A 14,237-nucleotide genomic window follows, 5' to 3' on the forward strand; every position below is an offset into this window, starting at 1 on the left:
TGGTGCTGTTACAGGGTGTGACAAAAGCCTTAGAAAACGCGCTATTAGCAAGAATATTTGTTTGCAAATGCTACAAGGAGGTAGCTGCATGCGATTTCTCATGCTTGCACTGATTGCAGGAATGCTGAGCTTGCGATTTTTGCCAAGCTTGCCCAGTACTTTGTTGCTGCTGGTTTTAATGCTGGTTGCGCTGGTTGCTTTCGTTTGTCGAGTTTTTCCGCTGGGCATCTACCTGCTTGGTTTGTGTTGGGCTTGTATCGGCGCTCAAGCCGCGTTGGATGACCAGCTGCAGCAAAACCTCGATGGCCGTACGCTTTGGCTCGAAGGCACGGTAGTGGGTTTGCCTGAATGGCCGCAGCTGCAAGGGCAGCCGGCTATTGTGCGCTTTGAGTTAGAGGATGCCTCTTCACGGCGCGCACAGTTACCGCAGCGTATGCGTTTATCTTGGCGTGATCCGCCTGAGCAATTGCGTGCCGGTGAGCGCTGGCGCTTAGCGGTACGCTTAAAACGACCCGATGGTGTTCTCAATCCCTATGGCTTTGATTATCAAGCATGGTTATTGGCTAAACGTATCGGTGCAACGGGTTCGGTAAAAGCTGGCCAGCGCTTGGAGTCGGGAAGTGGTGTCGATCATTGGCGTGAGCGTTTAAAAGAGCGATTGCAGAGTGTCGCTCCAGCGCAGATGCGTGGAGTGATGGCGGCTTTATTGTTAGGCGATGGCTCTGCGCTAACTGAGCAGCAGTGGCGTTTGTTGCAAACCACCGGCACTGTGCATTTGATGGTGATTTCTGGTCAGCATATTAGCTTAATGGCCGGTATGGCCTACGCCTGCGTGGTATTTTTAGTGCGCTTTGGTTGGTGGCCGGCGCGCCTGCCATGGCTGCCTATTGCCTGTGCTTTATCGATGCTGGCAGCACTGTTGTATGGCGTGTTAGCGGGTTTTGCCGTGCCAGTACAAAGGGCTTGCATCATGGTGATGATTGCTTTGCTCTGGCGCTGGCGTTTTCAGCATTTGAGTGCTTGGACGGCATTGTTAGCGGCGCTTTGTCTGGTTTTGTTGTATGAGCCGTTAGTGGTGTTGCAAGCTGGGTTTTGGTTGTCATTTGCAGCAGTAGCAGCGCTGGTTTTAGCTTTTTCTGGACGTTTAGGTGCTTGGCGTTGGTGGCAAGTATTAACGCGCACGCAGTGGGTGGCTGCCATAGGATTAGCGCCATTTTTATTGGCGCTGAGTTTGCCGGTGAGCCTGGTGGGGCCGCTGGCGAATCTGTTTGCAGTGCCCTGGCTGAGCTTGCTGGCGCTGCCGTTAACTTTATTAGGCTCCGCGCTATTGGCGTGGCCTGGGTTGGCAGAATGGGTGTTAGGTCTGGCTGGCTGGTCTTTGCAAGTGTTGTTTGTGGTGCTGGGCTGGTTTGCCCAGAGTGAAGCGCTGTGGCAGGGTGCTGGCGCCAGTCCTTGGGTATTAGGCTTTGCCCTGTTGGGTGTTATCGCGCTGTTGTTGCCGCGTCCCATCATTCCGCTATTGGCCGTTGCTGCTTTGTGGTTGCCGCTCCTTAAACCCAGTGTGATTGAAGTTGAGCCGGGACAAGCAGAGGTTTGGCTGTTAGATGTGGGGCAGGGACAAGCGGTATGGATACAAACGGCGCAGCACAGCATGCTGTATGACGCGGGACCTTTTATGGCTGGCTTTGATGCGGGAGAGCGAATTGTTGTGCCCTTTTTGCAGGGCTTTGGGCAAACACAGTTGGACCTGCTGCTGATTTCCCATGCCGATGCCGATCATGCCGGTGGCGCGCAGGCTATCCTTAATGCCTTGGTAGTAAAAGCAGTGGTGAGTGGACAACCGCTAGAGCATCCGGCAAGTTTTGCTGCGCAAGCCTGCACCGAACAACAGTGGCAGTGGGATGGGGTGTGGTTTTGGCGTTGGCAATGGCGCAATGCTCAAGACAGCAATCAAAAATCTTGCGTACTGTTGATTCACGCGCAAGGTGAGCGCTTATTATTAACCGGTGATCTTGATGCCGCAGGCGAGGCTGCTTTATTAGCTGACTGGCCATGGTTAAAAGCGGATTGGCTGGTGGCAGGGCATCATGGCAGTCGCACTTCAACATCGCGACGATTTCTGCAGGGTATAGAACCACGCTATGCTTTAATATCGCGAGGCAAGCACAACAGTTATGGGCATCCGCACCCACACGTGTTGGCTAATTTGCAGCGTGAAGATGCAGAAATTTATGATACTGCGCGAGATAAAGCAGTGCGGGTTCGTCTGGGTGATTATCAAGCACCGTGGACGATGTCGATGCAATCGCGTTTTTGGCGATGAAAATGAGAACCGCAGCGTTCGGTGTAGGCCTAAGGCTGTGCTAAAGTGAGCCAAATTTTTTGCTGGAGTAGCTATTGTGTGGGAACTGATTAAATCAGGCGGCTGGATTATGCTGCCCATTGTTGTATGTTCAATTATTGCAGTTGCCATCGTTGCTGAGCGTTTGTGGACTTTGCGACCCTCACGGATTAGTCCGCCACATTTATTGGGGCAGGTCTGGCGTTGGGTGAAAGACAAGCAAATGGACCAAACGAAGTTCCAAGAGTTGCGCGCAGGTTCGCCGCTTGGGCAAATTTTAGCTGCAGGTTTGGCTAACTCGCGTCACGGCCGTGACATTATGAAAGAAAGTATTCAAGAAGCCGGTGTTAAAGTCGTAAGCGAACTTGAACGCTATCTAACCCCACTAGGCACCATCGCTGCCATTACGCCTTTATTAGGTTTGCTGGGTACGGTGCTGGGAATGATTGAGATTTTCAGTGCCTTTATGGGTTCTGGGATGGCCAACGCACCGCAATTGGCTGGTGGTATTGCTAAAGCCTTGGTGACCACTGCTGCCGGTTTATTTGTCGCTATTCCTACTTTATTCTTCCATCGTTTTTTACAGCGTCGCGTTGACCAGTTGGTGGTCAATATGGAACAAGAAGCGATTAAGCTTGTTGAAGTGGTGCAGGGTGATCGTGAGGTCGAACTCAATGGGGACAAAGCGTGAAATTTCCTCGTAAACCGCGCGAACCGGTTGATATCAATTTAGCGCCACTGATCGATGTGGTGTTTATTCTGTTGTTATTCTTCGTGGTGACAACAACCTTTACTCGTGAGACTCAACTTAAAGTTGATTTGCCTGAGGCCGTCAGTGGTACACCTCCTGAGGTGACGAAAACGCCGCTGGAAATTTTAGTTGGTGTCGATGGCTCTTTCGCTTTAAATGGTAAAAGCTTGAGTAAGAATGATCTGGCCTCATTGATGGAAGCCTTGCGCCTTGAGTCAGGTGGCGATCAGAGTTTGCCAGTGATGCTCAGTGCTGACGGTAAAGCGCCGCATCAGGCCGTGGTAACGGCGATGGACGCTGCCGCGAAACTGGGTTTTGCTCATTTGCGCATTACTACAGTTGAGGCGCAAGCCCAGTAGTGAAACTGAGCGAACGCATCCAGCATGCTTGGTATTATGGCCATCCTGCGCTGTCTTTGCTGTGGCCACTGGAAATGCTGTATCGCTCTGTGGTGCAGCGCAAGCGTGCACGCTTTCTCAGTGGTGACAGTGCAACCTACCGTGCTCCAGTACCGGTGATCGTGGTGGGTAATATCACCGTTGGCGGCACCGGTAAAACCCCATTGATTTTATGGTTGATCGAGCAATGCCGAGCCCAAGGTGTGCGGGTTGGCGTGGTCAGTCGTGGCTATGGTGCGCGTCCTGCACATTTTCCTTGGACGGTAAGCGCCACAGATACTGCCGAACAAGCAGGCGATGAGCCGCTGCTCATTGTCCAGCGCAGTGGTGTGCCGTTAGTCATTGCACCTGAGCGCGCGCAGGCGGTGCAGCAACTACTCGCCGAGCATTCGCTTGATATTATTTTGTCCGATGATGGTTTGCAGCATTACGGCTTGGCGCGTGATCTAGAGTTGGTATTGATTGATGCGGCGCGTGGACTGGGTAATCAGCGCTGTTTGCCGGCAGGGCCGCTACGTGAACCGGCTGAGCGTCTACAGAGTGTCGATGCAGTGCTACTCAATGGTGCCGAGCAAGACAGTGGCAATGGTTTTGCGATGCGCTTGCAGCCGGCCGAGTTGGTGCATGTGCGCAGCGGTCGCCGCGAGCCGCTCAGTTACTTCCCCGCGCAACAAAAAATGCATGCAGTAGCGGGTATTGGCAACCCGCAACGTTTCTTCAAGACGCTCGAAGGGTTAAACTGGCAACCCATTGCTCACGCTTTTGCTGATCATGCTGAATTCACTGCGCAAGATTTACAGTTTGACGATGATTTGCCAGTGGTTATGACTGAGAAAGACGCGGTGAAATGCCGTGGGTTTGCTGCAGATCATTGCTGGTACTTACAAGTGGCAGCGCAGCCTTCACCAGCCTTTAGTGACTGGTTTGCTGAGCAGCTAAAGCGTTTATTAACTGATTCGTTTTGAGGATGTGCTGATGGACCCGAAACTCTTAGATATTTTGGCCTGCCCTTTATGCAAAAGTGCTGTGCAACTCAATGCGGAAAAAACTGAATTATGGTGCAAAGCCGATGGCTTAGCCTTCCCTATTCGTGACGATATTCCGGTGATGCTGGAAACTGAAGCGCGTACCTTAAGCAATGATGAGCGTTTGGACTAAATCATGACTCAAGCTTTTTGTGTGGTGATTCCTGCGCGTTTTGCTTCCACGCGTTTTCCCGGTAAACCACTGCAAGACATTGCAGGGATGCCGATGATTCAGCGTGTTTGGCTGCAAGCGCAGAAAAGCGCCGCGCAGCAGGTGGTGATTGCCACCGATGATCAACGGATTTTTGCTGCCTGCGAAAGCTTTGGCGCGCAGGTGGTGATGACCCGTGATGATCACGAATCCGGCACGGACCGTTTAGCTGAAGTGGTTGAGCAGTTAGGTCTGCCCAGTGATGCCATCGTGGTTAACGTGCAAGGCGATGAGCCGCTGATTCCACCTAGTGTGATTGATCAAGTGGCCGCCAACTTGGCGCACTACACACAAGCGGCGATGGCGACCTTGGCCGAGCCTATTACAGATATCGCCAGCGTGCTCAATCCGAATGTGGTGAAAGTCAGTTGCGATAAGCAGGGTTATGCTTTGACCTTCAGTCGTGCACCTTTGCCTTGGCCGCGCGATGCCTTTGCGAAAAGCCAAGAGGTGTTGCCAGAAGGCGTTGAGTTCCGTCGACACATTGGTATTTATGCCTATCGTGCAGGCTTTTTAGCGGATTTTGTAGCTTGGGGCTCCTGCGCTTTAGAGCAAACTGAATCCCTTGAGCAGTTACGTGCCTTATGGAATGGCGCACGTATTCATGTGGCGGATGCTGTCGAAGCACCGCCTGCAGGCGTTGATACGTTGGAAGATTTACAGCGTGTTCGACGTTTTTTTGAGGAGTAACAATGAAGGTTTTATTTGTCTGTTTGGGTAATATCTGCCGTTCACCGACTGCTGAAGGGGTGTTTCGTCGTTATGTTGAGCAGGCAGGCTTGAGCGATAAAATCAGCATTGATTCGGCAGGCACCTCAGATTGGCATATTGACAAAACCCCTGATCCACGCACGCAAGCTGCTGCAGCCAAGCGTGGTTATGATTTGTCGACGCTACGCGGACGTCAGGCCAGCGTCGAGGATTTTACCGAGTTTGATTTAATTCTGGCGATGGATAAAAGCAATCTGAGCAACCTGCAGGCGATCCAGCCTGTCGATGCTAAAGCTGAGTTGGCGCTGTACTTGCCGCGCTTTGGCATCAGCCCTGATGAAGTGCCAGACCCTTATTATGGTGGTGAAGACGGCTTTGAGTTGGTGCTCGATATGCTGGAGCAAGCCAGCCAGGTTTTGCTCGATGAAATAAAGGCGCGCTTGTGAGTTTGAGCATTCAAGAGCAGGTTTCACTGCGCTCGTACAATACGTTAGCGATTGATGTGGCGGCGCGATTTTTTGTTGCGGTGCAGTCGCTTGAGCAGTTACAAGCCGCTTTGGCGTGGGCTGAACAACGCGAGATTGCCGTGCTGTTACTCGGCGGTGGTAGTAATTTGGTGCTCACCGCTGATCTGAATGCTTTGGTGATCCATCTGCAATTGCGCGGTATTCAAGTGCTCAGTGAAGATGCTGATTTTGCCCAAGTTGAAGTGCAGGCCGGTGAGAACTGGCATGACTTTGTGCAGTGGAGTTTGGCGCAAGGTTTGAGCGGTTTAGAAAATCTAAGTTTGATTCCTGGCAATGTCGGCGCTGCACCGGTGCAAAATATTGGTGCCTATGGTGCTGAACTGAAAGACCATCTCGACAGCGTATTGGTCCTCGATCGCTACACCGGCCAGATCCAGCGTCTGAGCAATGAACAGTGTCAGTTTGCTTACCGTGACAGCCTGTTTAAGCGAGAGTCAGGTCGTCGGGTGATTTTAAGTGTGATCTTCAAATTACCGAAACATGCTGCTTTGCAATTGGACTACGGTCATTTACGCAGTTACTTGGCCGAGCAACAAGTGCAGCAACCGACTGCGCAAGATGTCAGTCGTGCCGTCTGCGCGATTCGTGCAGAAAAACTACCTGATCCTAAGCAGTTAGCCAATGCTGGCAGTTTTTTCAAAAACCCAGTGATCAGCGCCGAGCACGCGCAACAACTGCAAGAAAACTATCCTAATATCGTCAGCTTTGCTCAAGCCGATGGTCAGGTCAAACTCGCCGCTGGCTGGCTGATTGAGCACGCCGGTTGGAAGGGTGTGCGTCAAGGCGATGCCGGAGTGCATACCAAGCAGGCATTAGTTTTGGTCAATTATGGCGGGGCCAGTGGTCAGCAGATCCTTGAGCTGGCAGGGCAAATTCAAGCTGATATCAAGCAGCGTTTTGCGGTTGAGTTGGAAATTGAACCTAACGTGATTACTGGCTAAGCGCTGACTGGTAACTCTAAGTAACTGAGTCTAGCGCAGGCTTAATGTCAGCATGCGCTAGATATCTTGATGTGCATAAACAATTATTCCATGTATTCGCTGGCGCTGTTTGGAGCGCTATCTGCAGCGTTATTGCCTTGCGCTTGAATACGGATCAACGCACCGAGAGTGCCGTGATCAATAAAAGTCACTTGGTCATTGGCCACTAACGCGCTTTGCTTAAAACGCTCGCTACTCAGTAGGGTCGCATCTGGGTTGAATTGATTAATCCAGAAATCCATCTGCACTTGACTGGTGCGCTCTAACTCCATCGCTACAGTGCCTTCCACAGGGTAGTGGGCAAACGACTCAGCGCCTTCAGTGACGGCAACCTGCACCGATGGGCCGTTGCTGGTTTGCAGCCAGGCTTTATGCAACAGCACTTGATAACCGTTGGCAGGGGTTAGTTTTTTGACTAAGTGATCAAGGTGAGTGCTGCGCAGCATCTCGCTGGTCACTGGCGTTGCGCCATTGGCCCAGCTGTCCGGTGCCACTTGGCTGGATGGAATAGTCTCGCTACTTTGACGAAAAACAATCAGTTCGACCAGTTGTGTGTCATTGGCCAAGGCTTGCGTGCTGCATAGGGTGAGCAAAAGGGCGAGGTGGACTAAGTAACGCATGTGCAGCTCCTTAAATTATTACTCTGCGGCCAGTTGTGTTAACAGGGCTTCGATTGTAGCAAAGCGTTGCTCAGGATTATCCATTGGCACGGTAAATTTAAACACTGTAGCGCCTTCAAAGCGATAGTGCTTAGGTTGGCTTTGGATCAGTTTAATCAAGCGAATCGGATCAACGCAGGTGTCATTGGCAAACTCTAAACGACCACCGTAAGGGCCTGCATCAATTTTGAGAATACCCAAGGCTTGCGCTTTGAGTTTCAGTTCGGTGACGCGGATTAGATATTTGGCCGGGTCGGGCAATAAACCGAAGCGATCAATCATTTCCACTTGCAGTTCTTTCAGGGCGTTATTGTCTTTGGCCGATGAAATACGCTTGTAAAGAATCAAGCGTGCATGCACGTCGGGCAGGTATTCATCCGGGATCAACGCCGGTAGACGCAGATTGATCTCTGCCCCATTGTTAAGCGGCTGCTCAAGATTGGGCTCTTCGCCTTTGCGGATGGACTCAACGGCACGCTCGAGCATTTCCATATACAGGGTAAAACCAATGGCTTGGATCTCACCGCTTTGGCCATCGCCGAGTAATTCACCGGCACCACGGATTTCCAAATCATGGGTGGCGAGCATAAAGCCGGCGCCCAAATCTTGCGCGTTGCTGATCGCCTCTAAGCGTTTTTGAGCATCGGTGGTCATGCTTTTTTGTGGCGGTGTCAGCAGGTACGCATAAGCCTGGTGGTGACTACGACCGACACGACCACGCAGTTGATGCAGCTGGGCTAAACCAAATTTATCGGCACGATCAATGATGATGGTGTTGGCGTTGGGTACGTCAATCCCTGTTTCAATAATGGTTGAGGCCACCAGTACGTTGTAGCGCTTGTGGTAAAAGTCCGCCATCACTTGCTCAAGTTCGCGCTCATGCATCTGGCCGTGACCAATACCAATGCGTGCTTCTGGTACTAGAGCGGCTAAGTCAGCAGCGCATTTTTCGATGGTTTTGACATCGTTGTGTAAGAAATACACTTGACCACCACGCAGTAGCTCACGCAATAAAGCTTCTTTTACCACGGCATCTTGGCGCTGCATGACAAAGGTGCGTACTGACAGACGCCGCGCTGGCGGTGTGGCAATGATCGACATGTCGCGCATGCCAGCAAAAGCCATGTTCAGGGTGCGTGGAATCGGCGTGGCAGTCAGAGTGAGAATATCCACTTCACTGCGCAGCGCTTTTAGCTGTTCTTTCTGACGCACACCAAAGCGGTGTTCTTCGTCAATGATCACCAAACCAAGGTTGTTAAATTTGACATCACTTTGCAGTAACTTGTGCGTACCAATCAAAATATCAACTTTGCCTTCGGCTAAATCACGGATGGCCTGATTGATTTCTTTGGCGGATTTAAAGCGGCTCATGACTTCCACTTTAACGGGCCAATCGGCAAAGCGATCGCGGAAACTGTTGTAGTGTTGCTGCGCCAGTAGTGTGGTGGGCACTAAAACGGCTACTTGTTTGCCACTGTGCACAGCAATAAAGGCTGCACGCATGGCCACTTCAGTTTTACCAAAACCCACATCGCCACACACCAAACGATCCATCGGCTTGCCTGACAACATGTCATGGCGCACTTTGTCGATGGCGGTTTGTTGGTCGGGGGTTTCTTCAAAGGGGAATGCTGCGCTGAAAGTGGCGTAATCCACGCCCGGATTGCTAAAGGCAAAGCCTTCGCGGGCTGCGCGAATGGCATAGATGTTCAGCAGTTCCGCTGCGACATCGCGCACTTGCTCGGCGGCTTTGCGCTTGGCTTTTTGCCATTGCTCGGTGCCTAAGCGGTGCAGCGGTGCGCTGTTGTCATCGCTACCGGTGTAGCGAGCTATTAAGTGCAGGTTGGCCACAGGCACATAGAGTTTGGCCTGATCGGCGTATTCAAGCATTAAAAACTCGGTGGCTTGCTCTTCAATCTCTAGTGTCACTAAGCCTTGATAGCGTCCGACACCGTGATCAATGTGCACAACTGGCGCACCTTCACGCAGTTCGGTGAGGTTGCGAATCACATGCTCATGATTGCCGTCGCGGTTTTTGTCACGACGACGACGCTGCATGACGCGTTGGCCCAGTAATGCACTTTCTGGGATTAGGGCGATGTCATCGAGCAGTACACCGGCTTCAATCGGTGCCACGCAAATAGCAACTTTGTAATCTGCAGTTAAAAAATCTTCCCAGTTGCTCACTTCAACTGGAATAACATCAATGCGTTGCAGCAATTCCAGCAGCACTTCGCGACGGCCAGCGGTTTCTACCGTGAATAAAGTACGACCGTTAAATGTAGCTAAAAAGTCTTTAACTTTATTTAAAGGTTCGGCGGCGCGCGCATCCAGTGATAAATCGGGGAAGGTTTGCACCGGTAGGCGTTCTTTACCCACCGCAGGACTGACATCTTGGCTGTCAATGATAATGCGCGGATGGTCTTTGAGAGCGCTGTAATACTCGTCGATGGCAATAAATAAATCAGCCGGCGGCAATAAGGGGCGCTCGATATCACCTCGGCGCTCGGCATAACGGCTGCGAATATCGAGCCAGAAAGCTTCGGCAGCAGTATCAACGCCCACTAAGGAGAAAACTTGTGCATCGTCTGGTAGATAAGCAAACAGGTTGCTGGTTTCTTCAAAAAAAAGCGGTAAGTATGCTTCGATTCCAGCGGGGATAATGCCGCTGGCTAAGTCTTGATAGAGCGGGCAGCGGCGGAAATCAACATCAAAACGCTCGCGAAAGCGTGAGCGGAAATCGCCACGGGATTTTTTGTCTAAAGGGAATTCCCGCGCCGGCAACAGACGAATGCTCTCGACTTTGTCATTGGAACGCTGGGTTTCTGGATCAAAGGTGCGCAGCGTTTCGATTTCATCATCAAACAAATCAATACGGTACGGCGCCTCACTGCCCATTGGGAATAAATCAATCAGCGCGCCGCGTACGGCAAACTCGCCATGTTCATACACCGTATCAACACATTGATAGCCGGAAGCCTGTAAACGGCTGCGCATGCTTTCGACATCAAGCTTTTGTCCGACATCGAGCATTAAGCTGGCATCAATCATAAATGACTTAGGTGCAAGGCGGTGCAGGGCGGTATTGATTGGAACGACTAAAATGCCTTGCTGCAGTTGTGGCAACTGATAGAGCGTGGCAACACGTTGGGAAATAATGTCCTGATGCGGAGAAAAAACATCATAGGGCAGAGTTTCCCAGTCCGGAAAGTGCAGGACCGGCAGTTCTGGCGCAAAAAAAGCCAACTCTTCTTTTAAGCGTTCGGCACTTTGACTGTTATCCGTTAACAGCAAGGTGAAGCGCTGTGTACTGCGTGCTGCAGCAGCAATGGCTAAACCTTGTGCAGCGCCGGGCAGGTTGCCCCAGAGCTGTTTGGCTGACTTTAATGGCAGTTTCGGAAGACGCAATACAGACACAGCTGACTCTTGTATGAACAATAAAAGAGGCGATTGTAACGGGCTATTGAGTCGCTCGCTATATAAGGTTTTTAACACAATGAGTGCTTAAAGCTTGCCGCTTTCGTTTTGGCAGTCGATAATGTAACTCTTTTTTAGCCCCTAAATAGGTATCCCACGTGACTCAGAAGACTGACCAGTGTCTTGGTGAATGGATTGATCGCGAAGCCCTTGCCGAGGCAATGATTCCGCTTGTTGGCCAACTGTACCGCAATAATAATGTGGTGACGTCCATCTATGGACGCGGTCTTATCAACCGCTCTGTCATCGCAATTCTTAAAGCACACCGCTTTGCCCGTCACCGTATTGGTGATGACTCTGAGCTGTCTGTGCGTGATACATACCCTATTTTAAAGATCATGAGCGAAATGGATCTGGGTAGTGCGTCTGTCGATTTGGGTAAAATGGCGGTTAAATTTAACACCCAAGCCAACGGTCGTAGCCTTGAGCAGTTTGTGCGTGATGAGTTGGCCAGTGTTGCCGGTAAGCGTGATAGCAATCTGCATCAAGGCACTGACGTTGTTCTGTACGGTTTTGGTCGTATCGGTCGTTTATTGGCACGTATTTTAGTTGAGAAAACCGGTGCCGGTGATGGCTTACGCTTACGCGCCATTGTGGTACGTAAAGGTGCAGAAAACGATTTGGCTAAGCGTGCCAGCCTGCTGCGTCGTGACTCGGTGCATGGTCCGTTTGACGGCACCATCGTGATTGACGAAGAAAACAACACGATGACGGTCAATGGTAGTCTGATTCAAGTGATCTACTCCAATGATCCAAAAACTGTCGACTACACGCAATACGGTATTAAAGATGCGTTATTGGTGGATAACACCGGTCGCTGGCGCGATGCCGAAGGTCTTGGTCAGCACTTGACCTGTCCTGGCATTGAGCGCGTTGTTTTGACTGCGCCGGGTAAAGGCGAGTTGAAAAATATCGTTCACGGCATTAACCATGCAGAAATCACCGCAGACGATAAAATTATTTCTGCAGCGTCTTGTACCACCAACGCCATTGTTCCAGTGCTGAAAGCGATTAATGATAAGTTTGGCATCATCAATGGTCACGTTGAAACCGTACACTCATACACTAACGACCAAAACTTGATTGATAACTTCCATACCGGTAGTCGTCGTGGTCGCTCAGCACCGCTGAACATGGTGATCACTGAAACAGGTGCGGCCACTGCTGCAGCCAAAGCTTTGCCTGTACTCAAGGGTAAGCTGACGGGTAATGCGATCCGCGTACCAACACCTAACGTCTCGATGGCAATTCTTAACTTGAATCTTAAGAATGGTACGACTCGTGATGAGGTGAATGAGTACCTGCGCCAGATGGCGATGCATTCAGATTTGCAAAAGCAAATTGACTATGTCTGCTCGCAAGAAGTGGTATCAACTGACTTCGTTGGTTCGCGTCATGCGGGTGTGGTGGATGCGGAAGCGACCATTTGCACTGAAAATGGTGTGATTCTGTATGTCTGGTATGACAACGAGTACGGCTACAGCTGTCAGGTTGTGCGAGTGATGGAAGATATTGCTGGCGTTAATCCACCTGCGTTCCCACAGTAGTTGCTGACGAGTTGATGATACGTGTTTAAAGAAGGGAGCCTTAGGGCTCTCTTCTGCGTTTTAGGCGTCACTTGGAGTTGGCATTTTCTAGTACTAAAGAGGGTATTTAGTAGAAAATTGACCTTTTGGCTGGCAAGTGACTGCCTTGCCTCTTTATAATCATGCGGATTACTTTTTTAACGTCGAAATAGCTGTATATCCCTACTTAAAGCAGGGTTTATATGGGTTTTTCGATATAACTATAAAATTCACTATCGTGGTTAGGCAAACCTATGATCAAAATAAAACGTGGGCTAGACTTGCCCATGACTGGCATGCCAGCACAGCGTATTGAGGCTGCAAAGCCCGTACGCAGTGTTGCAGTCATAGGCTTCGACTATAACGGGATGAAGCCTACAATGCAGGTGCAGGAAGGGGACCGGGTCAAACTTGGCCAAGTTCTTTTCTCCGACAAGAAAACCCCTGGAGTATTGTTTACCGCGCCTGGCGCTGGGGTGGTTAAAGCAGTCAATCGTGGTGAACGCCGCGTACTGCAATCAGTGGTGATTGAACTGGAAGGTGATGAAGAAATCACTTTTGCCCGTTACGCTGCTGATCAGTTAGCCGGATTGGATGCCGAGCAAGTCCGTGAAAACCTGCAACAATCAGGCTTGTGGACGGCTTTGCGCACCAGACCCTATAGCAAGACGCCAGCAATTGACGCGATCCCGCGCTCGATTTTTGTCACTGCGATTGACACCCATCCATTGGCCGCTGATCCAGCGGTAGTGATTGCCGAATATGCAGAAGACTTTAGCCGTGGCTTGACCGTGCTCAGTCGTTTGGCAAAGGTGTTTTTGTGCAAAGCAGATGGCGTGACTTTACCCGGTGAAAACTTGACTGGCGTGCGCACTGAAGCGTTTTCAGGCCCGCACCCAGCTGGATTACCTGGCACCCATATTCATTTCCTTGATCCTGTCAGTGCCGGCCGCAGTGTTTGGCAGATTGGCTACCAAGATGTGATTGCCATCGGTAAATTATTTACCACGGGTCAGATCTGGGTTGAGCGCGTGATTTCATTGGCCGGTCCAGTCGCCAAGCAACCGCGTTTGCTGCGCACTCGTTTAGGTGCAAATGTCCGCGACTTGGTTGATGGCGAATTAGAGGCAGGCAATAACCGCGTTATTTCAGGCTCTGTGTTGGGTGGACGTACAACCCGTGGCGCTTGTGATTACTTAGGTCGTTACCACAATCAACTCAGCTGTTTAGCTGAAGGTGATGAGCGCCAGTTGTTCCATTATCTACGTCCTGGCGTGGATAAGTTCTCAGTACTGAATATCTTTGTATCTAAGTTGTTTGCTAGCAAAAAGTTTGCATTTAACACCAGCACCAATGGTAGTGAGCGTGCCATGGTGCCAGTTGGCAGTTATGAAAAAGTGATGCCGTTGGATATTTTGCCAACACAATTACTGCGCGCCTTACTGGTCGGTGACACTGATGTAGCGCAAAAACTTGGCTGCTTAGAGTTGGATGAGGAAGACCTTGCGCTGTGTACCTTTGCATGCCCTGGTAAGTACGAGTACGGCCCGATTTTACGGGATAATCTAACGCGTATTGAGCAGGAGGGATAA

The 14,237-nt window shown here is 50.8% G+C and carries 12 protein-coding genes; 10 read left to right on the top strand and 2 right to left on the bottom strand.

What is annotated here, in order from left to right:
- Nucleotides 1-88 precede the first annotated feature (88 nt).
- The 8 genes from H591_RS0113675 to murB all read left to right on the top strand — a co-directional run bounded on the left by H591_RS0113675 (nt 89) and on the right by murB (nt 6,905).
- Entirely contained in the window at nt 89-2,323 is a 2,235-nt protein-coding gene (locus H591_RS0113675) for a DNA internalization-related competence protein ComEC/Rec2 (RefSeq protein ID WP_022967529.1), read from the top strand.
- Nucleotides 2,324-2,399: 76 nt separating this feature from the next.
- Entirely contained in the window at nt 2,400-3,032 is a 633-nt protein-coding gene (locus tag H591_RS0113680) for a MotA/TolQ/ExbB proton channel family protein (RefSeq protein ID WP_022967530.1), read from the top strand.
- A complete protein-coding gene (locus H591_RS0113685; protein WP_022967531.1) occupies nt 3,029-3,451 on the top strand; it encodes an ExbD/TolR family protein in 423 nt (140 codons plus the stop codon). The genes H591_RS0113680 and H591_RS0113685 overlap by 4 nt, the downstream gene beginning before the upstream one ends.
- Nucleotides 3,451-4,455 carry a tetraacyldisaccharide 4'-kinase gene (gene lpxK / locus H591_RS0113690; RefSeq protein WP_022967532.1) on the top strand — a complete coding sequence of 335 codons (1,005 nt, stop codon included), beginning with the start codon at nt 3,451-3,453 and terminating at the stop codon, nt 4,453-4,455. Before H591_RS0113685 ends, lpxK begins: the two co-directional genes overlap by 1 nt.
- Before the next feature lie 10 nt (nt 4,456-4,465).
- Complete coding sequence (locus H591_RS0113695; protein ID WP_022967533.1) at nt 4,466-4,648, top strand: Trm112 family protein; 183 nt, start codon at nt 4,466-4,468, stop codon at nt 4,646-4,648.
- A 3-nt stretch (nt 4,649-4,651) separates the two neighbouring features.
- Nucleotides 4,652-5,416 carry a 3-deoxy-manno-octulosonate cytidylyltransferase gene (kdsB, locus tag H591_RS0113700; RefSeq protein WP_022967534.1) on the top strand — a complete coding sequence of 255 codons (765 nt, stop codon included), beginning with the start codon at nt 4,652-4,654 and terminating at the stop codon, nt 5,414-5,416.
- A gap of 2 nt (nt 5,417-5,418) precedes the next feature.
- The gene (locus H591_RS0113705) at nt 5,419-5,883 is read left to right on the top strand and encodes a low molecular weight protein-tyrosine-phosphatase (protein ID WP_022967535.1); all 465 of its coding nucleotides are present in this window, start codon (nt 5,419-5,421) and stop codon (nt 5,881-5,883) included.
- Nucleotides 5,880-6,905: a UDP-N-acetylmuramate dehydrogenase gene (gene murB, locus H591_RS0113710; RefSeq protein WP_022967536.1), complete on the top strand. Its 1,026-nt coding sequence runs from the start codon at nt 5,880-5,882 to the stop codon at nt 6,903-6,905. Before H591_RS0113705 ends, murB begins: the two co-directional genes overlap by 4 nt.
- Nucleotides 6,906-6,988: 83 nt before the next feature.
- Here the strand turns inward: murB and H591_RS15515 are convergent, their stop codons facing one another.
- A complete protein-coding gene (locus tag H591_RS15515; protein ID WP_022967537.1) occupies nt 6,989-7,564 on the bottom strand; it encodes a CsiV family protein in 576 nt (191 codons plus the stop codon).
- Between the two features lie 18 nt (nt 7,565-7,582).
- Nucleotides 7,583-11,020, bottom strand: a complete 3,438-nt coding sequence (mfd, locus tag H591_RS0113720; protein WP_028244449.1) for a transcription-repair coupling factor — start codon at nt 11,018-11,020, stop codon at nt 7,583-7,585.
- Nucleotides 11,021-11,178: 158 nt separating this feature from the next.
- Here mfd and H591_RS0113725 point away from each other — a divergent pair, with 158 nt between their 5' ends.
- Nucleotides 11,179-12,627 (top strand): glyceraldehyde-3-phosphate dehydrogenase, encoded by a 1,449-nt coding sequence (locus tag H591_RS0113725; protein WP_022967539.1) that lies wholly within the window; start codon nt 11,179-11,181, stop codon nt 12,625-12,627.
- Nucleotides 12,628-12,899: 272 nt separating this feature from the next.
- A complete protein-coding gene (locus H591_RS0113730) occupies nt 12,900-14,237 on the top strand; it encodes a Na(+)-translocating NADH-quinone reductase subunit A (protein WP_022967540.1) in 1,338 nt (445 codons plus the stop codon).

Source organism: Denitrificimonas caeni DSM 24390 (genome assembly GCF_000421765.1).
Classification (GTDB): Bacteria; Pseudomonadota; Gammaproteobacteria; order Pseudomonadales; family Pseudomonadaceae; genus Denitrificimonas; species Denitrificimonas caeni.

Coding starts and splice junctions, on each gene's coding strand:
- H591_RS0113675 (WP_022967529.1), top strand. CDS start 89: ATGCGATTTCTCATGCTTGCACTGATTGCAGGAATGCTGAGCTTGCGA.
- H591_RS0113695 (WP_022967533.1), top strand. CDS start 4,466: ATGGACCCGAAACTCTTAGATATTTTGGCCTGCCCTTTATGCAAAAGT.
- kdsB (WP_022967534.1), top strand. CDS start 4,652: ATGACTCAAGCTTTTTGTGTGGTGATTCCTGCGCGTTTTGCTTCCACG.
- H591_RS0113705 (WP_022967535.1), top strand. CDS start 5,419: ATGAAGGTTTTATTTGTCTGTTTGGGTAATATCTGCCGTTCACCGACT.
- H591_RS15515 (WP_022967537.1), bottom strand. CDS start 7,564: ATGCGTTACTTAGTCCACCTCGCCCTTTTGCTCACCCTATGCAGCACG.
- H591_RS0113730 (WP_022967540.1), top strand. CDS start 12,900: ATGATCAAAATAAAACGTGGGCTAGACTTGCCCATGACTGGCATGCCA.